Genomic DNA, 21670 nt, shown 5'->3' on the forward strand with positions numbered 1-21670 from the left:
TCCATGACAGCTTCCCCCGCCGACTCCTCCGGGCGGCCCGTCGCGCCCTCCACCGGGGCCCTCGGCGAGCGCGGGACCCACCTGCTCGACTTCGAGCGCGCCTGGTGGAAGTACGCCGGCAGCAAGGACGAGGGCATCCGCGAGCAGTTCGGGATGTCCACCACCCGCTACTACCAGGCCCTCAACGCCCTCCTCGACGACCCCGCCGCGATGGCGTACGACGCCCTGCTGGTCAAGCGGCTGCGCCGGGAGCGCGACCGCCGCCAGCGGGAGCGCTCCGCCCGTCGGCTGCAGGGTCGCTGACGCCCGGTCCGGGACGGTAGCCGCCCGAGACCAGTCCGGCCCGGACCTCGAAGACGTTGGCGTACGCCAGGTGCCCGGTCCGCAGCCAGGACCAGGCCGTCGCCGCAACGTACGCGGGCAGGAACGGCAGCCCGAGGGCGCACCACTGCCGGCTGTGCCGCTCCTCGTGGGCCAGCAGGTCGGGGCGGGACCGCGCCAGGTCGGCGAAGCGTCCGGGTGTCAGCACCACCGAGCCGACGGTGAACGCCCCGGCCCGCGGGAAGCCGGGCCGGTAGCCCTCGGCCAGCCACAGCCCGCGGGGGCCGCGGACCGTGCGGGCACCGCCCAGCGCGGCCACGCCCAGCCCGAACGGCGTCGACAGGTTCAGCCAGTTCACCGCGGTGCGCAGCCGGGTGGCGGGGGTGTGGCCGCCGGGTTGCAGCGAGGCCAGTCGGCGCGATGGGTGCATGCCGCCAGTGTGGCACCGATGGTTCCGCGTGCGACGGGGTCGCCCGGATGTTTGCACTCCCTTGGGGTGAGTGCTAACAATTGCTTTAGCACTCTCGTTGGACGAGTGCTACGTACGTGGGACTGGTGAGGCCCTAACCGGCCGTCCGTCGCGGGCATCGGTCGCATGCGCACCCAGACACTACAGACAAGCAACGGGGCTGCGTGCCTCGGTTTGCGGGAGGACTCCCGAACAACATGGCAAAGCTGATTCAATTTGATGTCGAGGCGCGTCGAGGTCTCGAGCGTGGCATGAACACGCTGGCCGACGCCGTCAAGGTGACCCTCGGCCCGAAGGGCCGCAACGTCGTGCTGGAGAAGAAGTGGGGCGCCCCCACGATCACCAACGACGGCGTGTCCATCGCCAAGGAGATCGAGCTGGAGGAGCCTTTCGAGAAGATCGGCGCCGAGCTCGTCAAGGAGGTCGCCAAGAAGACCGACGACGTCGCGGGTGACGGCACCACCACCGCAACCGTGCTGGCCCAGGCGATCGTCCGCGAGGGCCTGAAGAACGTGACCGCCGGCGCCAACCCGATGAGCCTGAAGAAGGGCATCGAGAAGGCCGTCGCCGCTATCAACGAGCAGCTGCTCGCCATGGCGACCGACGTGGAGACCAAGGAGCAGATCGCTGCCACCGCCTCCATCTCGGCCGCTGACCCGCTGGTCGGCGAGATCATCGCCGAGGCGATGGACAAGGTCGGCAAGGAAGGTGTCATCACCGTCGACGAGTCCAACACCTTCGGCCTGGAGCTCGAGCTCACCGAGGGCATGCGCTTCGACAAGGGCTACATCTCGCCCTACTTCGTGACCAACACCGAGCGCATGGAGACGGTCCTCGACAACCCGTACATCCTGCTGGTGAACTCGAAGATCTCCAACCTCAAGGAGCTCCTCCCGGTCCTGGAGAAGGTCATGCAGGGCGGCAAGCCGCTCGTCGTGATCGCCGAGGACGTCGACGGCGAGGCGCTGGCCGGCCTGATCGTCAACAAGATCCGTGGCACCTTCCAGTCCGTCGCCGTCAAGGCCCCGGGCTTCGGTGACCGCCGCAAGGCCATGCTGGCCGACATCGCCATCCTCACCGGTGGCCAGGTCATCTCCGAGGAGGTCGGGCTCAAGCTCGACCAGGCCGACGTCACCCTGATGGGCCAGGCCCGCCAGGTCGTCGTGACCAAGGACGAGACCACGATCATCGAGGGTGCCGGCGAGACCGACGCCATCGAGGGCCGGGTCAACCAGATCCGTGCGGAGATCGAGAACAGCGACTCCGACTACGACCGCGAGAAGCTGCAGGAGCGCCTGGCCAAGCTGGCCGGTGGCGTCGCCGTGATCAAGGTCGGCGCTGCCACCGAGGTCGAGCTCAACGAGCGCAAGCACCGCATCGAGGACGCCGTCCGCAACGCCAAGGCAGCTGTCGAGGAGGGCATCCTCCCCGGCGGCGGTGTCGCACTGATCCAGGCCGCGCGCAACACGCACCTGGACCTGACCGGCGAGGAGAAGGTCGGCGCCGCCATCGTGTTCCGCGCCGTCCAGGCCCCGCTGCGCCAGATCGCCGAGAACGCCGGCCTCGAGGGTGGCGTCGTGGTGGAGAAGGTCGCGGCCCTGCCCGCCGGCCAGGGCCTCAACGCGGCCACCGGTGAGTACGTCGACATGGTCAAGGCCGGAATCATCGACCCGGCCAAGGTGACCCGCTCTGCGCTGCAGAACGCGGCCTCCATCGCGGCCCTGTTCCTGACCACCGAGGCCGTCATCGCCGACAAGCCCGAGCCGCAGCAGCTGCCGGCCGGCCACGCCGGTGACGAGATGGGCGGCGTCGGCTTCTGAGCCGATGACGCGCTGATCGCGACCGGTCGTCGTACGACGACCACAGCACGCCAGGAGGGCGGTCCCGTCGGGGCCGCCCTCCTTCGCCGTCCAGCTACCCGTCCAGCTACCCGGCCAGCTCGAAGACCAGGTCGGCCCAGTGCACCTGCGCGCCGCTGCGCTGATCGGCGGTGTAGTCGTACAGCACCCGGGCGGTCACGGCGGAGCGTCCCTCCAGCATCTCGGGCAGCACCCTGCCCTTCGGGGCGAGCACCGCGGCCGGACCGTACGGGGCAGCCTGCAGCAGCGGGACGTCGGCCGGCAGCCGCACCGCGTCGATGCCCGGGTTCTGCACGGTGAACTCCAGCGCCGACACCAGCCGGGTCGGGTCGTCGGGGAGGGACGCGTCGCCGTACCCGACCAGGCAGACCTCCAGGTGGCCGGTGCTGCTGACCTGGGTGACGTCCCCGGGCAGCGGGGTGGTCCCGGCCACCGCCGGCCCGATACAGCGCGCCGGCGCGACCAGGCCCGGCGCCGGACCGTCCACCGAGACCTCGGCCGGGCCGGAGGCGCAGCCGGCCAGCAGGAGCGTGACGGCGAGGACCGGCGCGGCGAGGGCGGGGAGGTGGACGAATGCGCTCATGGGCGGATTCTGGCAGGGAGCCCGGCAGGGCGACCGCCCGGGTGGGCACAATGGGGGCATGGACCTCATCCCTGTGGTGGACGGACACAACGACCTGGCCTGGGCGCTGCGCGAGTACGGGTACGACCTGCTGGGCCACGAGCTCGACCGGCCCCGGCCCGAGTTCGACACGGACATCCCGCGGCTGCGGCAGGGAGGGGTCCGGGCGCAGTTCTGGTCGGTCTTCGTGCCCGGCACGCTGGCCGGCGACGCGGCCGTGGCGGCGACCCTGGAGCAGATCGACGCGGTGCACGCGTTCATCGACCGCTACCCCGAGCACCTCACCCGGGTGGTCGACGCCGACGACTTCGACCGGGCGGTCACCGCCGGCCCCGAGGCGCCGATCGCCTCGCTGATGGGCGCCGAGGGCGGGCACTCGATCGCCAACTCCCTGGGCGTGCTGCGGACGCTGCACCGCCTCGGCGTGCGCTACCTGACGCTGACCCACAACGAGAACAACGACTGGGCCGACTCGGCCACCGACGAGGCGCGCCACAACGGCCTGACCGCCTTCGGCACCGAGGTGATCCGGGAGATGAACCGGCTCGGCATGATCGTCGACCTCTCGCACACCTCGGTCGACACGATGGCCGATGCCCTCGCCGTCACCACCGCGCCGGTGATCTTCTCGCACTCCTCGGCCCGGGCGGTCTGCCCGCACCCGCGCAACGTGCCCGACGAGATCCTCGCCGACATGGCCGCCCAGGGCGGGGTGTGCATGGCCACCTTCGTCTCGCCCTTCGTCTCCGAGCCGGCGTACGAGTGGCGGGAGCGGGCCGAGAACCAGGCCCACCACGAGGGCATCGACGTCCACGACTTCGAGCAGATGACCGCCTTCTACGACACCTACCCGCTCGACATGCCCCCGGCCACGATCGACGACGTGGTCGCGCACTACGACCACCTGCGCGAGGTCGTCGGGGTCGACCACATCGGGGTCGGCGGCGACTTCGACGGGACCTCGTGGCTGCCCGAGGGCCTCACCGACGTGTCCTGCTACCCGCGGCTGTGGGACGCCCTCGCCCTGCACGGCTGGAGCCGGGACGACCTGGAGAAGGTCGGCTGGCGCAACATCTCGCGGGTGCTGCACGCCGTCGAGGACCGGGCCACCGACCTGCAGTCGGCCGAGCGCGCCCCGGCCGACGAGTCGGCGTCGATGCGCCCGGCCTGACCACGATGGACAGTCTCCTGGAGGTGCTGTGCGGGCACGCCGACGATGCCCGGCGCGCCGAGGAGGGCGGTGCCGACCGGATCCACCTGGTCGCCGACCCGAAGGAGGGCGCGCTCAGCCCTGCCCCGGACCTGGTCGCCGCGGTGTGCGCCGCGACGCGGCTGCCGGTCCGGGTGACGCTGCGCCTGCGCGAGGGCTGGTCCACCGACGGCGGCGAGGTCACCCGGCTGCGCGGCCTCGCGGCGGCGTACGTGGATGCCGGCGCCGAGGGCATGGTGATGGGCTTCCTGGACCCGTGGTCGGCCGTCGACGTCGACGTCTGCGCGACGGTCGCCGGGGCGGCCGGCTGGCCCTGGACCTTCGACCGGGCGGTGGACTACTGCCTCGACTTCGACCACGCCTGGATCGCGCTGCGTACGCTGCCCGGCCTGGACGGGGTGCTGAGCGCCGGCTCGGCCCGCGACGTCGAGCACGGCCTGGACGGGCTGGTGGCCCGGGCCCGGGGCGACCGCTGGGCCGCGGAGAACCTGGTCGTCGCCGGCGGACTGCAGCCCGAGCACGTCCCCTGGCTGCACCGGGCCGGAATCCGCGGCTACCACCTGGACCTCCAGGCCCGGCCGCTCGGCCAGTACAAGGCCTGGGTCGACGCCGACCTGGTCCGCAGTTGGCGCACCCTGCTGGACCGGTCCGACCGGCAGGCCGCGCAGCGGCTGCGCGAGGGCGGGGCGCCGGCGCGCTGAGCGGCTGCGCGACAATGGTCCCCATGTATGTCCCCCGACACTTCTCGATGTCCGACGACGAGGTGCGTACGCTGCTGGCGTCCGTCGACGTGGTCGACCTGGTCACCCCGCACGCCGACGGCCTGCAGGCCAGCTTCCTGCCGGTGCTCCATGACCCGGAGCCGGGACCCTACGGCCGGCTCGTCGCGCACGTGCAGCGCAACAACCCGCAGGCCACCTCGCCGGTCACCGGCCCCGGGCTGGTGATCGTGCACGGCCCCGACCACTACGTCTCGCCGAGCGGGCTGCCCTCGACCGCCGAGCACGGCCGGGTGGTGCCGACCTGGGACTACGTCACGGTGCACCTGCAGGGCGAGGTGCGGTTCCACGACGACCCGGCCTGGACCCGCGCCGCCGTCACCCGCCTGACCGAGCGGCACGAGCCGGCCGACGGCTGGAGCGTCGACGACCCGCCGGGGGACCACGTCGAGCGGATGCTGCGCGCGGTGGTCGGGGTCGAGTTCATGATCACCGGCTGGCAGGGCAAGGCCAAGATGGCGCAGAACAAGACCCCCGCCGACGTCGAGGCCCTGGTGGCCCGCCGCCGCGAGCTCGGCGACCGGGCGGGCGCCGACCACCTCGAGCAGGTGAGCCTGCCGGCGGCCCGGGCCCGTGCCGCGCTCCTCGAGGACGTCCGTGGCCGGCACTAGGCTGGCGCCGTGACCCCAGAGCACCAGCCCGACCCGCGGCCGCGGCGCTTCCGCAGCGCCGCCCGCGTGGTCGTCGTCAGCCCCGGCGAGCGGGAGCCGGAGGTCCTGTTGATGCAGGACAGCGACCCCGGCGTACCGGACGTGCACTGGTGGGTCACCCCCGGCGGTGGGATCGACCCCGGCGAGGGACCGACCGAGGCCGCGCTGCGCGAGGTGGCCGAGGAGACCGGGCACGCCGCCGACCCCCGCGACCTGCTCGGCCCGGTCGGGCACCGCGTGGCCCGGCACGGCTACAGCGACCGGGTGCTGGAGCAGGAGGAGTGGTTCTTCGTGCTGGCCGCACCCCGCTTCCGGGTCAGCACCGAGGGCCACACCGAGCGCGAGCAACGTACGATGCTCGGCTCGCAGTGGTGGCCGCTGAGCGCCTTGGCCCGGACCGACGAATGGGTCTGGCCGGCCGAACTGCTGGAGTTGGTCGCAGTCGCGGACCGGCCCGCCGAGTGGCCGCTGGAGCTGGGCCTGGTCGACGCCGAGTCCACCGTCCCGGTGCGCCCGGACGCCGCCCCGCCTGCGCAAGACGCGGCAACAGGATAGGAACGCGGCAGGCCCCTCGCTATGGTCGGACCGAAAGCAGATCGTCCGATCGAGGAGAAACAGCATGCACGAGGGACATTCGTGGCCTACCGGCTCCGCGAGCCCGCTGAGCGATGACGAGGCCCGCCTCGTCGATGCGTGGTGGCGAGCCGCCAACTACCTGTCGGTGGGACAGATCTACCTGCTCGACAACCCGCTGCTCCGCAAGCCGCTGACCCGCGAGGACGTCAAGCCGCGCCTGCTCGGCCACTGGGGCACCACCCCGGGCCTGACCTTCCTCTACGCCCACTTCAACCGCGCGATCAAGCAGCGCGGCCTGAACGCCCTCTACATCACCGGCCCCGGCCACGGCGGTCCCGGCCTGGTGGCGAGCACCTACCTCGAGGGCACCTACACCGAGACCTACCCGAACATCACGAAGACCGAGGAGGGCCTGCAGCGGCTCTTCAAGCAGTTCTCGTTCCCGGGTGGCATCCCCTCCCACGTCGCGCCCGAGACCCCCGGCTCGATCCACGAGGGTGGCGAGCTCGGCTACGCCCTCTCGCACGCGTACGGCGCCATGTTCGACAACGCCGACCAGATCGCCTTCACGGTGATCGGTGACGGCGAGGCCGAGACCGGCCCGCTGGCCACCTCCTGGCACTCGAACAAGTTCGTGAACGTGCAGCAGGACGGCGTGGTCCTTCCCGTCCTGCACCTCAACGGCTACAAGATCGCCAACCCCACCGTGCTGGCCCGCATCCCGGAGGAGGAGCTGGCCGAGCTGATGCGTGGCTACGGCCACACCCCGCTGTTCTTCACCGGCGGCTTCGGCGACGAGGACGTCATCGAGACCCACAAGCGGTTCGCCGCGGTGCTCGACCAGGCCCTCGACATGATCGCCGAGATCAAGGCCCTGCCCGAGGACGCCCCGCGTCCGGCGTGGCCGATGATCGTCTTCCGTACGCCGAAGGGCTGGACCGGCCCCAAGGAGATCGACGGCAAGCGCACCGAGGACTCCTGGCGCGCCCACCAGGTGCCGCTGGCCAACGCCCGCGACACCGACGAGCACCTGGCCAACCTCGAGACCTGGCTGAAGTCCTACCGCCCCGAGGAGCTGTTCGACGAGACCGGCGCCCTCAGGCCCGAGATCGCCGAGCTGGCCCCGACCGGCGAGCAGCGCATGTCGGCCAACCCGATCACCAACGGCGGCCTGGTCCTGCGCGACCTGGACCTGCCCGACTTCCGCGACTACGCCGTGGACGTCACCACCCCGGGCGCCGTCACCAGCGAGGCGACCCGCCGCCTGGGCACCTGGTTCCGCGACGTGATCGCCAAGAACCCGGAGAACTTCCGGATCTTCGGCCCGGACGAGACCGCCTCCAACCGCCTGCAGGACGTGTACGAGGTCACCGGCAAGCAGTGGGACGCCGAGTACCTGGACACCGACTCCGACGACCACCTGGTCCGCGCCGGCCGCGTGATGGAGATGCTGTCCGAGCACCAGTGCGAGGGCTGGCTGGAGGGCTACCTGCTCACCGGCCGCCACGGCATGATGTCCTCCTACGAGGCGTTCATCCACATCGTCGACTCGATGTTCAACCAGCACGCCAAGTGGCTGAAGGTCACCAACCACATCGGTTGGCGCCGCCCGATCGCCTCGCTGAACTACCTGCTGTCCTCGCACGTGTGGCGCCAGGACCACAACGGCTTCTCGCACCAGGACCCGGGCTTCATCGACCACGTCGTGAACAAGAAGTCCGAGGTCATCCGGGTCTACCTGCCGTGCGACACCAACACGCTGCTCGCGACCTGGGACAACGTCCTGCGCTCGCGCCAGCTGGTGAACGTCGTCGTGGCCGGCAAGCAGCCGAACCCGAACTGGCTGTCCATGGACCAGGCCGTCAAGCACGTCACCCGTGGCATCGGCATCTGGGAGTGGGCCGGCACCGAGGTCGCCGGCGAGGAGCCCGACGTCGTGCTGGGTTGCGCCGGTGACGTCCCGACCATCGAGACCCTGGCCGCGGCCAAGATCCTGCGCGAGCGGATCCCCGGGCTGAAGGTCCGCGTGGTGAACGTCGTCGACCTGATGCGCCTGCAGGACGAGAAGGAGCACCCGCACGGCCTGTCGCTGCGCGAGTTCGACAACTACTTCACGTCCGACAAGCCGGTGCTGTTCGCCTACCACGGCTACCCGTGGCTGATCCACCGCCTGGTCTACCGCCACGACTTCGGCAGCCAGTTCCACGTCCGCGGCTTCAAGGAGGAGGGCACCACCACGACGCCCTTCGACATGCTGATGCGCAACGACCTGGACCGCTACCACCTGGTCATGGACGTGATCGACCGAGTTCCTTCGCTCGGAGCCCGCTATGCGAACCTCCGGCAGGAGATGCTGGACCAGCGCACCGAGGCCAGGGAGTACGCGTACGCCCATGGCGAGGATCTGCCCGAGGTCCAGCAGTGGACCTGGGCCGGAGTCGTCGGCGACCAGACCGACGCTACTGTAGCCACCGGTGGGGACAACGAGTAAGTAGCCGGCGACGGGGCCAGCCCGTCGACGGACCCGGCGCGGGAGGTGGAGCAACACGCTCCGCCTCCCGTGCCCGGGAGATCCAGTCGGGTAGCAAAGGGGCACAGCATGGTGCAGTCGGTCTACGTCACGTCGCTCGAGGCGGACAGCGGCAAGTCGACAGTGGCGATCGGACTGATGGAAGGTCTCGCCGGCCAGGGCCGGGTGGCCCCCTTCCGGCCGGTGGTGGCCTCCCACACCGAACCCGACACCGTGCTGGAGGTGCTCCTCGAGCAGACCTCCGGCTTCAGCTATGAAGAATGCATCGGCGTCACGTACGACGAGGTGCACACAGATCCCGAGACGGCACACACGCGCATCATCGAGCGCTACCGCCGCCTCGCGGGACGGGCAGACAGCGTCGTCGTGCTCGGTTCCGACTACACCGGACCCGCCGACACGTCCGAGTTCGACCTCAACGTCGACGTGGCCGCCAACATCGGCGCCGCCATCGTCCTGGTCGTCAGCGCCCTCGGCCGCGAGGTCGCCGAGACCAACCGCACCATCGAACTGGCCGTCGCCGACGCGACCCGCCGGCACGGCCGGGTGGCCGGGCTGGTGGTCAACCGGGTCGCCCCCGACCACCTCGATGCGTACACCCCCTCCCTCGACGGTTCGACCCCGGTCTGGACCTTGCCCGAGGTGACGCTGCTGGCCTCTCCGACGGTCGGTGAGATCCTCACCGAGCTCGGCGCCGAGGTCGTCTCCGGCGATCCGGAGCTGTTCGCGCGCGAGGCCGAGTCGATGCTGGTGGCCGGCATGAACGTCCCGCACGTGCTGGAGCGGCTGCGCGAGGGCCAGCTGGTGATCTCGGCCTCCGACCGCCAGGAGATGCTTGTCGCCCTGGTCGCCGCGCACGCCGCGGAGTCCTTCCCCTCCCTTTCCGGGGTCGTCCTGTACGGCGGGTACGAGACCCCCGAGGTGGTGGAGCGCCTCGTCGGCGGCTTCGGCCAGCACCTGCCCGTCCTGGCCACGCCCCGGGACAGCTTCGCGACCGCCTCGATCGCCTCCCGGGTCCGTCCCGCACTGACCACCGCGTCGCGTCGCAAGATCGAGGTCGCCTCGCAGACCTTCCGTACGCACGTCCCGATCGACCAGCTGCAGGCGTTGCTGGCGACCGACCACGCCCCGGTGGTGACCCCGCTGATGTTCGAGGCCGAGCTGCTGGAACGCGCCCGCACCGATCGCAAGCGGATCGTGCTGCCCGAGGGCGAGGACGACCGGATCCTGAAGGCCGCCGCGCTCCTGCTGGAGCGTGACGTCGCCGACCTGACCATCCTCGGGGAGGAGGCGAGCATCCTGGCCCGCGCCGCCGAGCTCGGCCTGGACCTGTCCGGCGCCCAGGTCCTGTCGCTGCACGACCCCGAGCTGCTGGACCGGTTCGCCGACGAGTACGCCCACATGCGCTCGCACAAGGGCATGACCCCCGAGCAGGCCCGTCCGCTGATGGAGGACTGCTCCTACTTCGGCACGATGATGGTCCACCTGGGCCTGGCCGACGGCATGGTCTCGGGCGCGACACACACCACCGCGCACACCATCCGGCCCTCCTTCGAGATCATCCGCACCCAGCCGGGCACGTCGATCGTCTCCTCGGTGTTCCTGATGCTGATGTCGGACCGGGTACTGGTCTTCGGCGACTGCGCGGTCAACCCTGCGCCGACCGCCGAGCAGCTGGCCGACATCGCGATCTCCTCGGCCCAGACCGCCGCCGGGTTCGGGGTGGAGCCGCGGGTGGCGATGCTGTCCTACTCCACCGGCTCCTCCGGTAGCGGTGCGGACGTCGACCGGGTCCGGGAGGCCACCCGACTGGTCCGCGAGCGTGCCCCGCAGCTGGCCGTCGAGGGGCCGATCCAGTACGACGCGGCCGTCGACCCGACGGTGGCGCTGGCCAAGCTGCCGGACTCCGACGTGGCGGGCCGGGCGACCGTGCTGATCTTCCCCGACCTGAACACCGGCAACAACACCTACAAGGCGGTGCAGCGCTCCGCCGGTGCCGTCGCCGTCGGTCCGGTGCTGCAGGGACTCAACAAGCCGGTCAATGACCTCTCGCGCGGCGCTCTGGTGCATGACATCGTGAACACCGTCGCCATCACCGCCGTCCAGGCCCAGGTCCTCGCGGCCGGCGCCTGAGTCATCGAAGCCCCACCCCAACCCGAGTAAGGATTCGCATGTCCCGCACCGTTCTCGTGATCAACTCCGGTTCGTCGTCGATCAAGTACCAGCTGATCGACCCGGACTCCGGGGAGTCCCTGTCCTCCGGAGTGGTCGAGCGGATCGGTGAGGAGTCGGGCCGGATCACGCACAAGTACGCGGGCGAGAAGCACACCCTCGAGGCGCCGGTCCCCGACCACGAGGTGGGCCTGCGCCAGGTCATCGCGGCCTGCGGGAAGTTCGGTCCCGACCTGGCCGCCGCCGGCGTCGTCGCGGTCGGCCACCGGGTGGTCCAGGGCGGCAGCCGCTTCGACAAGGCGATCGTGCTGGACGAGGCCTCGACCCGCGAGATCGCCGAGCTGATCCCGCTGGCGCCGCTGCACAACCCGGCCAACGTGACCGGCATCCGGACCGCGCTGGAGGTGTTCCCCGACATCCCGCACGTGGCCATCTTCGACACCGCGTTCTTCAGCGACATGCCGGCCTACGCCTCCACGTACGCCCTCGACAAGGACGTCGCCGAGCGCTACAAGATCCGCCGCTACGGCTTCCATGGCACCTCGCACGCCTTCGTGTCCAGGGAGGTGGCCCGCCACCTCGGCCGCGACGACCTCAAGCAGATCGTGCTGCACCTGGGCAACGGCGCCTCCGCCTCGGCGATCGACTCGGGCCACCCGATCGACACCTCGATGGGCATGACCCCGCTGGAGGGCCTGATGATGGGCACCCGCACCGGTGACATCGACCCGGCGATCGCCTTCCACCTGGCCCGCGTCGGGCACATGCGGGTCGGCGAGATCGACTCGCTGTTCAACGAGCGCTCCGGCCTGAAGGGGGTCTGCGGCCACAACGACATGCGCGAGGTCCGCGAGCTGGCCGCCGCCGGCCAGGCCGACGCCCGGCTGGCCCTCGACATCTACGGCCACCGGATCCGCAAGTACATCGGCTCGTACGCCGCGGCCCTGAACGGCCTGGACGTGATCACGTTCACCGCCGGCGTCGGCGAGAACGACTCCGACCTGCGCCGCGAGGTGCTCGAGGGCCTCAGCTTCCTCGGCATCGAGCTGGACCGGGAGAGCAACGCCCAGCGCACCGACGGCATCCGTGCGATCAGCACCCCGGCGTCGAAGGTGACCGTGCTGGTCGTCCCGACCAACGAGGAGCTGTCGATCGCCCGCCAGGCCGCGGAGCTGATCGAGTCCTGAGCGCACCGGTGGGGGCTGCCCCGCGAGGGGCCGCCCTCACTGCCGGTCGAGCTGGTCGATGTCCTCGGAGTCGATGATCCGGTAGCTGTAGCCCTGCTCGGCCAGGAACCGCTGGCGGTGCTGGGCGAAGTCGGCGTCCGAGGTGTCCCGGGACACCACCGCGTAGAAGCGCGCGGTCTTGTCGCCCGAGGGTCGCAGCAGCCGGCCGAGGCGCTGGGCCTCCTCCTGCCGGGACCCGAACGCACCCGAGACCTGGATCGCCACCTCCGCGGTCGGCAGGTCGATCGAGAAGTTGGCGACCTTGGAGACCACCAGCAGGTCGATCTCGCCGGAGCGGAAGGCCGCGTACAGCTCCTCGCGCCGTGGCGTCGGGGTGGATCCCTTGATCAGCGGCGCGCCGAGCTGCTCGGCGAGCTCGTCCAGCTGGTCGACGTACTGCCCGATCACCAGCGTCGGCGTGCCGCGGTGGCGCTCGACCAGCTCCAGGATCGCCCGCTGCTTGGTCTCCGCCGTCGCGGCGAGCCGATACTTCATGTCCGCGTCGGCCATCGCGTACGCCAGCCGCTCGTCGTCGCGCAGCGTGACCCGGACCTCGATGCACTCGGCGGGCGCGATCCAGCCCTGGTTCTCCAGGTCCTTCCACGGCGCGTCGAAGCGCTTGGGCCCGATCAGGGAGAACACGTCGCCCTCGTGCCCGTCCTCGCGGACCAGCGTCGCGGTCAGCCCCAGCCGGCGGCGGGCCTGCAGGTCGGCGGTCATCCGGAACACCGGGGCCGGCAGCAGGTGCACCTCGTCGTACACCACCAGTCCCCAGTCGCGGGCGCTGAACAGCTCCAGGTGCGGGTGCACGCCGTTGCGCTTGGTGGTGATCACCTGGTACGTCGCGATCGTCACCGGCCGGATCTCCTTGCGGGCACCGGAGTACTCGCCGATCTCGTCGGGGGTCAGCGACGTACGCCGCAGCAGCTCGTCACGCCACTGCCGGGCCGAGACCGTGTTGGTGACCAGGATCAGCGTGGTCGCCCCCGCCCGGGCCATCGAGGCGGCCCCGACGATCGTCTTGCCGGCGCCACAGGGCAGCACCACCACGCCCGAGCCGCCCTGCCAGAACGAGTCGACGGCCTGCTGCTGGTAGGTCCGCAGCGTCCAGTCGTCCTGCTCCAGCTCGATCGCGTGCCGCTCGCCGTTGACGTAGCCGGCCAGGTCCTCGGCCGGCCAGCCCAGCTTGAGCAGCACCTGCTTGAGGTGGCCGCGCTCGGAGGGGTGGACGACGACGGTCTCGGCGTCGATCACCTGGCCGAGCATGCCCGCGACCTGCTTGGCGAGGACCACCTCGGTCAGCACCGCCGGATCGGAGGAGACCAGCACCAGCCCGTGCACCGGGTGCTTCTCGATCCGCAGCCGGCCGTAGCGGTCCATCGTCTCGGCCACGTCGACCAGCAGCGAACTGGGCACCGGGTAGCGCGAGTAGGTCAGCAGCACGTCGACGACCTGCTCGGCATCGTGGCCGGCGGCGCGGGCGTTCCACAGCCCCAGCGGGGTCAGCCGGTAGGTGTGGATGTGCTCGGGGGCACGCTCGAGCTCGGCGAACGGGGCGATCGCCAGGCGGCACTCGTCGGCCAGCGGGTGGTCGACCTCGAGCAGGAGCGTCCGGTCCGACTGGACCACCAGCGGGCCGGGCTCGCCCCTCATCGGTGTCCCCGCGGGGGGCGGGTCGGGTCCAGGGATGACGGCATGGGGTCCATTGTGGCACCGGGGTCCAGCGGGGGGTCGGGACAGCGCGTCAGGACAGCGAGCCGGCCAGTTCCTCGGCGAGCTCGGCGATCGCCTCCGGACCGGGCGGGCCGGGCGGCAGCTCGACGGGCCGCGGACGGGCCCGGGGACGGGTGGGCGCGGTGACCAGCCGGCCGGCGGAGTCCTCGGCGGCCGGGGAGAGGCCGAGCCGGTGCAGCAGCCCGACCACCTCGTCGGCCTCCGCGTCGGCGACGATCACGCTCGGGGCGAGTCGGCGCAGGCCGAGCGGTCCGGCCTCGGGGTGGGCCAGCAGCTGGCTGACCACCGCGTCGTCGTCGGTCTGGATCCAGGAGCCGACGGTGCCGACCCGGATCCGGCCGTGCCGGCGGGCGACGTCGCCGACCAGGTACTCCAGCGGTTGCGGCACACCGGTGCTCGAGTGCTCGGCCAGCCAGGCCAGCACCCGGTCGGCGTTCCAGCCGGCATCGAAGGCGCGGCGCAGCGAGGCGGCCGAGAAGCGGAACACGCCCCCGGCACCCCGGGACTCCTGCGCGGCCAGCAGCCGGATCGTCCGGCCCACCTCGTGCGCCAGCGGCCCCGGCGCCACCGCTGTCAGATCGGACTGCAGGATCAGCTCGTCGATCGGTTCGGGGAACTCCTCGGCCAGCACGGCCGGGACCTCGGCGTCGGCCGCGGCGACGACCATCAGGCCGGTGACCGCGTCCAGCGCCTGCAGCCCCAGCGCGGCGGCCTCCTCCCACCACTGCGCCGTCATCTCGGCCAGGTCCAGCTGGGAGGCCAGCGCCGGGCGGTGCCAGGCGTACGCCCGTCCGAGCGCCTCCGCGCCGACGACCGTGCCGGGCTCCACCTCGGCGCACACCGCGAGCAGGCCGTGGCGCAGGTCGACCGCGCCGCGCCAGTCGGCGTCCGGGCCGAGCGCGTGCGCCTTGGGGCGGACCGACCAGGCGAACCAGCGCGGGGTGGCGATCCAGGTGCGGACCAGTCCGCTCCAGCGCTCGACCGCCGGTCGTTCCAGCCACTGGTCGAACGCGGCGGTCGGCAGCAAGGTCTCCGCGTTCACCTGGTTGACCAGTCCCGCGGCCCACGCCAGCTCCACCAGCAGGGCGGCGTACGCCTGGGAGCGCTCAGGATGCACGCCCGGCAGCCGCAGCAGCGTGACGACCGCGTTCAGGTCCTTGGCGCCCAGCCCACCGTCGCGCAACAGCCGGACGTCCAGGTCGTCGATCGAGGAGACCAGTTGTTCGATGTCCCGCAGCACGGTGATCGCGGCTCCGACGCCGGCCCGGTCGATCAGGTCGGCGCGGCGGCGGTGCCCGGTCCCCAGGTCGGGCGCGGTCGGGGCGGGCAGCGTACGCACCAGCCGGTGTCCGCGCAGGTGCAGGGCGACCTCCCGCGGCATTACCACGGTGTCCGGGTCCAGGGGGCGCAGCAGGCCATACGCCAGGGCGACCTCCATCGGCGTGTTCGCGGACTCGGGGGTGACCTGGCGGTCGGCGTTGCGGACCCGGCCGGTCGGCGGGCCCCAGACCAGCTGGTCCAGCAGCGGGCGGACGGTCTCGCCGGCCGCCTGCAGCGCCGCCCCGATCTGCCGCTCCGTCAGCGGGTGGGCGGACTCCTCCGGCAGGCCGCCGGGCCAGGGCCCGAACGCGGTCCGGGCCTGGGCGACCAGGTGCAGGGACCCCTCGGCGCCCCAGACCAGCCCCCGGGCGCGCAGGTCGGCGATGCCCCGGCGGACCGCGAGCTCGTCGGTGGCCCCCAGCAGCGTCGCCACGTCCTTGCGCGTCGCCCCGTCGGGCAGCGCGGCGAGCGCCTCGGCGACGACGTGCTGCCAGGCGTTCAGCCGGTGCAGGGCGTGCAGCGTCGAGCCGCCGGTGGACATCCGGGTGACCAGGTCGGCCACCGTCCGCGGCGGCGGGGTGCACAGGTCGGGCCGGGCCTGCAGCAGGGCCGCGAAGTCACCGGCCTTCCACCGCCGCAGCGTCTCCGCCAGGGACCGCGGGGCGGCAGGGCTCATCTGTGGTCCTCCGGCGGGTAGGGACCCGGCCCGGGCCAGGAGTGGTGGTCCGGGGGCGGCGGCCAGGACGAGCGCTCCCGCTCGCGGCGCTGCCGCTCGGCGTCGATCTCGGAACGCTCCCGGACGAACCACATCACGCACAGGAACGCGTGGACCAGGCCGATCGCGCGCGCCAGCGGCGTCGCGGCCGCCAGCCCGTCGCCGGCCAGGACGGTCACCACGCAGACGCCGACCACCAGGCCGAGCGCGATCCTGGAGACCAGCTTCGCCGCCGGCCGGACGCCCGGACGGGTCATCACCATCAGCGCCGCGAGGATCACCGCGGCGATGACCAGCGGCCCGGTCCAGGTGCCGAGGAAGTAGATCCCGGCCGCGCCGAGCAGCCAGCGGGCGGCCCGCTCCCGGACCGCCAGGTCGGCTCCCTCGGGGTGCGGCAGGGTCGGCGGCGGGGCCACCGGTGGGTACGGGGTGGCCGGGTCGTGGGGCGGCTGCAGGCCGTAAGGCGTGGGGGCGTACGGGACCTCGGGGTAGGGCGGCTCCGGGTAGGGGACGGACAGGTCCTGGCCCGGGGTCGGCGGCCCGGCGGGGGCGGGCTGGGTGCCGGGGACGTGGCTGGACTGCCACGCCGAGCCGGCACGCGTCGTACGGCTCGCCACGGCGAACGGCACGTGCGGGTCGCGCGCGGCGGACATGGGGGGCGGCGCCAGCGAGTCGAGCGGGATCGAGGACTCCGGGGGTTCGAAGCCGGGCCGGGCCGCCGGGGCCACCTCGGGACCGGTGTCCTCGGGGGCCGGGTCCGGACCGTTCACGGGAGTCGGTGGACCCGCGGGTTCGTAGCCCGAGGGTGGCACCAAAGGTGCGTACTCGGGGCCGTCCTGCCAGGTCGCCATGACCTCGATGCTACTCGGGGCCCCACGTACGATGGTCGGCATGACGATCGCCGAGCCGCAGCCCCTGGAGTCCCGCGTGGCCGGGCTGCACAGCAGGCTTGCGGCGCTGCCGGGGCTCGTCGTCGCCTACTCGGGTGGGGCGGACTCCGCCTTCCTGCTCGCCGCCGCGGTCCGGGCGCTCGGCGCCGACCGGGTGCTGGCCGCCACCGCCGTCTCCGACTCCCTTGCGCTGTCCGAGCGCGGTCCGGCCGCGGACTTCGCCGCCTCGCTCCGGGTGTCGACCTGGACGCCGGGCACCCACGAGATGGAGCGCGAGGGCTACCGGGCCAACGCCGGGGACCGCTGCTACTTCTGCAAGACCGAGCTGTTCGAGGTGTTCGCCCCCGAGGCCGAGCGCCGCGGCTGGCCGGTCGCGACCGGCACCAACGCCGACGACCTGGCCGCGGGCTTCCGGCCCGGCATCCGTGCGGCGGTCGAGCACGGTGCCCTGACGCCGCTGGCCGATGCCGGGCTCACCAAGCCCGAGGTCCGGGAGGTCTCCGCCGCGTGGGGACTGCCCACCTGGGACAAGCCCGCCGCGGCCTGCCTGGCCTCGCGGATCGCGTACGGCATCGAGGTGACCCCGACCCGGCTGGCCAGGGTCGAGCAGGCCGAGGGCCGGGTCCGCGGACTGCTGCCCGGCGTACGGGACCTTCGGGTGCGCGACCTGGGCGAGGGGGCTGCCCGGGTGGAACTGGACCGGCCGACGATGGGCACGATCGACGCCGCGGCACGCGAAAAGGTCCGCCAGGCGGTCGAGGGGTGCGGATTCAGTCCGGTGGAGCTGCGCGAGTTCCGCTCCGGATCGATGAACGAGCTACTGGCGGATCCCGAACGCTATCGCTGACCCCTCCGGTTGGACCGCTGAAGGTATGCTGAACTCTCCGGATCCTGCCGACGGATCGTTTCCGGGCGGCAGCCAACGCTTCCACCGGTCGCGCCCCTTCCCAGCCCCGGTATTCCAGACATGACATCGAACAAGTGAGGTTGCTGTGCCCACAGGCAAGGTGCGGTTCTACGACGCCGACAAGGGCTTCGGGTTCCTGACCAAGGACGGTGGCGGGGACGTGTACGTCCGTTCGTCCGCCCTGCCCGAGGGAGTCACTGCCCTGAAGGCCGGACAGCGCGTCGAGTTCGGGGTGATCGAGGGCCGACGAGGGGAGCAGGCACTGAGCCTGCACCTGCTGGAGAAGCCCGTCTCGGTCTCCAAGGCGGCGCGCAAGAAGCCCGAGGACATGGCGATTATCGTCGAGGACCTGATCAAGATGCTCGACCACCTGGCCAACAGCTACCGGCACGGTCGCTACCCGGATGCGAAGTCGGCCGAACGGGCCGCCCACGTGCTCCGGGGGATCGCCGACGAGCTGGAGCTGTGACGCACGCCCGTGCGTGAGAGGATGACAGACATGGCAGGCCCCAGCGAACCGGCGAACCGGCGTCCGACGCGAGTGAAGCTCGACGCGGTGACCGCCGCGGCGGTCGACCTCGCCCGCGAGGCGGCACTCGCGAGCTCGGGCACCCATGCCGTCGGCGAGCACCTCGGGGTGATCGCCGAGGCCGACCGTGTCGTCACCCACCTGTTCGACTGCACCCACCCCGGCTACCGCGGGTGGCGCTGGAACGTGACCCTCGTCCGCGCCGCCCGCGCCAAGGTGCCGACCGTCAACGAGGTCGCCCTGATGCCCGGCGAGGACGCCCTGCTGGCGCCCTCCTGGGTGCCGTGGTCGGAGCGGATCTCCGCCGAGGACGTCACGCCGGGCATGTTGATGCCGACCCCGGCCGAGGACGAGCGGCTGGAACCGGGCTACACCGGCGGCGACCGCGCGGCCGACCGCGACCCCGCCGAGGCGGCCCAGACCCGCGCGGTCGTGGCCGAGCTCGGGCTGGGCCGGGAACGGGTCCTGTCCGCGTACGGTCGTGGCGAGACCGCCGAGCGCTGGCTCGCCGGCGACGGCGGACCGCACAACCAGATGACCAAGCAGGCCCCCGGCCCGTGCGTCACCTGTGGCTATTTCATCCGGCTGGAGGGCAGCCTGGGCACGATCTTCGGGGTCTGCGCCAACGAGATGTCACCCTCCGACGGCACCGTCGTCGCGGTCGACCACGGCTGTGGCGCGCACTCCGACGTGACCGTCGACGACCACGCCGCGGACCGGTCGGCACCGATCTGGGACACCATCAGCGTCTCCGAGGGATCCCTCTTCGACTGAAACCGCTACCGTTCGGGGGGACCACGAAACCTCGGCGTGATGTGGGAGCCCTAGGCTGCGGCCATGAAAACTGCTGCACCCACCACGGCATCCGGCCCCACCGGCCAGGATGCGCGCGGCACCCTTGATCGTTGGTTCGAGATCACCAAGCGCGGGTCGACCTGGGGCCGTGAGGCCCGCGGCGGGCTGGTCACCTTCTTCGCGATGGCGTACATCATCGCCCTCAACCCCGCCATCATCGGCACCGTGCCGGACATCAACGGCAACCTGATCACCGGCCAGCCGGTCACCGACGCGAACATCGCGGTGTCCAAGGCCGCCGTCGCCGCCGCGACCGCCCTGATCGCCGGCGTGATGACGATCCTGATGGGCGTGGTCGGGCGCTACCCCCTCGCCCTGGCCGCGGGCCTGGGCCTGAACGCCCTGCTCGCCTACACCCTGGCCCCGATCATGACCTGGCCGCAGGCGATGGGCCTGGTCGTCCTCGAGGGCGTCCTGATCGCCATCCTGGTCCTGACCGGCTTCCGGACAGCGGTCTTCAAAGCCGTCCCGGCATTCATGCGCGCCGCGATCAGCGTCGGCATCGGCCTGTTCGTGACCTTCGTCGGCCTGGTCGACGGCGGCCTGATCCGCCCCGCGCAGGGCACCCCGGTCACCCTCGGCATCAACGGCAGCCTGATGGGCTGGCCGATCGCGATCTTCCTGATCGGCCTGATCATGGGCTCGGTGCTGTACGCCCGCGGCGTCCGCGGAGGCCTGCTGATCTCGATCATCGTCGCCACCGTGATCGCCGTCATCGTCCAGGTCGTCCACCCGGTCGCCACCATGACCAGCGGCTCCGTCACCGGCTGGAAGGCCAACCCGCCGGTCTGGGGACAGTGGGCCGCCCCCGACCTGCAGCTGCTCGGCAACGTGGACGTCTTCGGCGCCTTCACCCAGCAGAACCTGAGCATCCTCGGCGTCACCCTGCTGGTGTTCTCCCTGCTGCTGGCGGACTTCTTCGACACCATGGGCACCGTCGTGGCCGTCGGCGCCGAGGGCCACCTGCTCGACGGCAACGGCAACCCGCCGCACCTGACCGGTGTCCTGATGATCGACTCGCTGGCCGCCGTCGCCGGTGGCCTGGGCTCCACCTCGTCCAACACCTCGTACGTCGAGTCGGTCTCAGGTGTCGCGGAGGGTGCGCGGACCGGTGTCGCCTCGGTCGTCACCGGCCTGTGCTTCCTGGTCGCGATCGTCGCCTCGCCGATCGTCTCGCTGATCCCCGCCGAGGCGGTCAGCCCCGTGCTGGTGATCGTCGGCGCCCTGATGATGTCGAACGTCACCGAGATCAAGTGGTCGAAGATGGAGCAGGCCATCCCGGCCTTCCTCACCATCGTGTTCATGCCGTTCGCCTACTCGATCACCGTCGGCATCGGCATCGGCTTCATCATGCTGGTCGTGATGGACATCGCCAAGGGCAAGGTCCGCCAGATCCACCCGCTGATGTGGCTCGTCTCGGCGTTGTTCGTCCTCTACTTCCTGCAGGGACTGATCGGGCAGTACACCTGATCCCCGGGGGCCTGCGGGCTCCTACCACGGGCCCCGGCGAGGGGCCACCGCGATGCGCGTGCGTCAGCGGCGGCCCGTACGCCGGGGCCCGCGCTGCTTGCGGGCGGCGCCGGTGGTCCGGGCGGCTCGGGTGCCGGTGCCGCCCTTGGGGGTGCCGCTCCTGGGGGTCTGCCCCGGCACGTCCGAGCGCGACGTGTTGGCGGTCCGTCCCCGGACGATCCCGATGAAGTACTCGGTCCGCTCGTCCGCGTGGTCGGCCAGCCAGGCCAACCCGACGCGGGAGGGCTCGACCCCGGTGACCGGACGGGCCACTACGTCCTTGCGCTGGTGCAGCCGGGCCAGCGACATCGGCACGATCAGGATGCCGGTGCCGGCCCCGACCGTCTCGAACGCCTGAGCCATCGTCATCGGCGGCACCGGGAAGCGGGAGCCGTCGGCGACCTCGGCGGCGACGTCACGCCAGGACGGCACCTCGTCGGGGTCCTGCAGCAGGTGCTCGTCGGCCAGGTCGGTGACCGACACCTCGTCGAAGACACTGGCCGGATGGTCCTTGGGGACCACGACGACCGGCACCTCCTCGTAGAGGGGGATGACGTTCAGGCCCTCGTGGTCAACCGGCAGCCGGAGCAGCGCCATGTCGGCCCGCCCCTCCAGCAGGACGGCCAACTGGTCCTCGTCCGGGACCGGGAGCAGCTCCAGCGGGACCCGACGGACGCGGTCACGCCACTTGCGCGCCCACGTGTCCGGCGAGACACCGGGCACGAACGCGATCCGGAAGGCCGAAACGGCCTCTGCGGGGACACCGGACACCGTGCTCCTCCTACCGTGCGACCTTG

At 71.8% G+C, this 21670-nt stretch carries 19 protein-coding genes; 13 read left to right on the forward strand and 6 right to left on the reverse strand.

The genetic code is table 11. The features are described 5' to 3' along the window. The first annotated feature begins 3 nt into the window (after window positions 1–3). Complete coding sequence (locus GA0111570_RS02940) at window positions 4–303, forward strand: DUF3263 domain-containing protein (RefSeq protein WP_092606213.1); 300 nt, start codon at window positions 4–6, stop codon at window positions 301–303. Here GA0111570_RS02940 and GA0111570_RS02945 read toward each other — a convergent pair. Continuing rightward, window positions 233–751, reverse strand: coding sequence for a hypothetical protein (locus GA0111570_RS02945; RefSeq protein WP_217633995.1), 519 nt, complete (start codon window positions 749–751; stop codon window positions 233–235). The genes GA0111570_RS02940 and GA0111570_RS02945 overlap by 71 nt on opposite strands. Before the next feature lie 236 nt (window positions 752–987). Between GA0111570_RS02945 and groL the strand changes: the two genes are divergently transcribed. Continuing rightward, entirely contained in the window at window positions 988–2610 is a 1623-nt protein-coding gene (gene groL, locus GA0111570_RS02950) for a chaperonin GroEL (RefSeq protein WP_092606214.1), read from the forward strand. Window positions 2611–2716: 106 nt separating this feature from the next. Here the strand turns inward: groL and GA0111570_RS02955 are convergent, their stop codons facing one another. Continuing rightward, complete coding sequence (locus tag GA0111570_RS02955) at window positions 2717–3232, reverse strand: hypothetical protein (protein ID WP_092606216.1); 516 nt, start codon at window positions 3230–3232, stop codon at window positions 2717–2719. A gap of 58 nt (window positions 3233–3290) precedes the next feature. Here GA0111570_RS02955 and GA0111570_RS02960 point away from each other — a divergent pair, with 58 nt between their 5' ends. The 7 genes from GA0111570_RS02960 to GA0111570_RS02990 all read left to right on the forward strand — a co-directional run bounded on the left by GA0111570_RS02960 (window position 3291) and on the right by GA0111570_RS02990 (window position 12375). Then, window positions 3291–4442: a dipeptidase gene (locus GA0111570_RS02960; protein ID WP_092607101.1), complete on the forward strand. Its 1152-nt coding sequence runs from the start codon at window positions 3291–3293 to the stop codon at window positions 4440–4442. A 5-nt stretch (window positions 4443–4447) separates the two neighbouring features. Next, a complete protein-coding gene (locus GA0111570_RS02965) occupies window positions 4448–5182 on the forward strand; it encodes a copper homeostasis protein CutC (protein WP_092606218.1) in 735 nt (244 codons plus the stop codon). Between the two features lie 23 nt (window positions 5183–5205). Then, window positions 5206–5871, forward strand: a complete 666-nt coding sequence (locus GA0111570_RS02970; protein ID WP_092606220.1) for an FMN-binding negative transcriptional regulator — start codon at window positions 5206–5208, stop codon at window positions 5869–5871. Window positions 5872–5880: 9 nt separating this feature from the next. Further along, window positions 5881–6465, forward strand: a complete 585-nt coding sequence (locus GA0111570_RS02975) for an NUDIX hydrolase (RefSeq protein WP_092606222.1) — start codon at window positions 5881–5883, stop codon at window positions 6463–6465. Window positions 6466–6529: 64 nt separating this feature from the next. Continuing rightward, window positions 6530–8977 carry a phosphoketolase family protein gene (locus GA0111570_RS02980; protein WP_092606224.1) on the forward strand — a complete coding sequence of 816 codons (2448 nt, stop codon included), beginning with the start codon at window positions 6530–6532 and terminating at the stop codon, window positions 8975–8977. A 108-nt stretch (window positions 8978–9085) separates the two neighbouring features. Beyond that, entirely contained in the window at window positions 9086–11149 is a 2064-nt protein-coding gene (gene pta / locus GA0111570_RS02985) for a phosphate acetyltransferase (protein WP_092606226.1), read from the forward strand. A gap of 38 nt (window positions 11150–11187) precedes the next feature. Beyond that, window positions 11188–12375, forward strand: a complete 1188-nt coding sequence (locus GA0111570_RS02990; protein WP_092606228.1) for an acetate/propionate family kinase — start codon at window positions 11188–11190, stop codon at window positions 12373–12375. Window positions 12376–12411: 36 nt separating this feature from the next. On the opposite strand, the gene GA0111570_RS02995 is transcribed toward GA0111570_RS02990, so the two are convergent. From GA0111570_RS02995 to GA0111570_RS03005, 3 genes are all read right to left on the reverse strand, one after another. Then, window positions 12412–14067 (reverse strand): DNA repair helicase XPB, encoded by a 1656-nt coding sequence (locus tag GA0111570_RS02995; RefSeq protein ID WP_092606230.1) that lies wholly within the window; start codon window positions 14065–14067, stop codon window positions 12412–12414. A 91-nt stretch (window positions 14068–14158) separates the two neighbouring features. Next, complete coding sequence (locus GA0111570_RS03000) at window positions 14159–16144, reverse strand: helicase-associated domain-containing protein (RefSeq protein WP_092606232.1); 1986 nt, start codon at window positions 16142–16144, stop codon at window positions 14159–14161. Next, window positions 16141–17034, reverse strand: a complete 894-nt coding sequence (locus tag GA0111570_RS03005) for a hypothetical protein (RefSeq protein WP_139283125.1) — start codon at window positions 17032–17034, stop codon at window positions 16141–16143. Before GA0111570_RS03005 ends, GA0111570_RS03000 begins: the two co-directional genes overlap by 4 nt. Window positions 17035–17074: 40 nt before the next feature. Here GA0111570_RS03005 and larE point away from each other — a divergent pair, with 40 nt between their 5' ends. The 4 genes from larE to GA0111570_RS03025 all read left to right on the forward strand — a co-directional run bounded on the left by larE (window position 17075) and on the right by GA0111570_RS03025 (window position 20834). After that, window positions 17075–17920: an ATP-dependent sacrificial sulfur transferase LarE gene (gene larE, locus GA0111570_RS03010; protein WP_092607104.1), complete on the forward strand. Its 846-nt coding sequence runs from the start codon at window positions 17075–17077 to the stop codon at window positions 17918–17920. 145 nt (window positions 17921–18065) lie between these two features. Further along, the gene (locus GA0111570_RS03015) at window positions 18066–18449 is read left to right on the forward strand and encodes a cold-shock protein (protein WP_092606236.1); all 384 of its coding nucleotides are present in this window, start codon (window positions 18066–18068) and stop codon (window positions 18447–18449) included. Between the two features lie 21 nt (window positions 18450–18470). Beyond that, window positions 18471–19283 (forward strand): DUF3027 domain-containing protein, encoded by an 813-nt coding sequence (locus GA0111570_RS03020; RefSeq protein ID WP_425438602.1) that lies wholly within the window; start codon window positions 18471–18473, stop codon window positions 19281–19283. 63 nt (window positions 19284–19346) lie between these two features. After that, window positions 19347–20834 carry an NCS2 family permease gene (locus GA0111570_RS03025; protein ID WP_092606240.1) on the forward strand — a complete coding sequence of 496 codons (1488 nt, stop codon included), beginning with the start codon at window positions 19347–19349 and terminating at the stop codon, window positions 20832–20834. Window positions 20835–20897: 63 nt separating this feature from the next. Here the strand turns inward: GA0111570_RS03025 and GA0111570_RS03030 are convergent, their stop codons facing one another. Continuing rightward, window positions 20898–21644, reverse strand: a complete 747-nt coding sequence (locus GA0111570_RS03030; protein WP_092606242.1) for a LysR substrate-binding domain-containing protein — start codon at window positions 21642–21644, stop codon at window positions 20898–20900. Window positions 21645–21670: the final 26 nt, after the last annotated feature.

Source organism: Raineyella antarctica (genome assembly GCF_900092135.1).
Lineage (GTDB): Bacteria > Actinomycetota > Actinomycetes > Propionibacteriales > Propionibacteriaceae > Raineyella > Raineyella antarctica.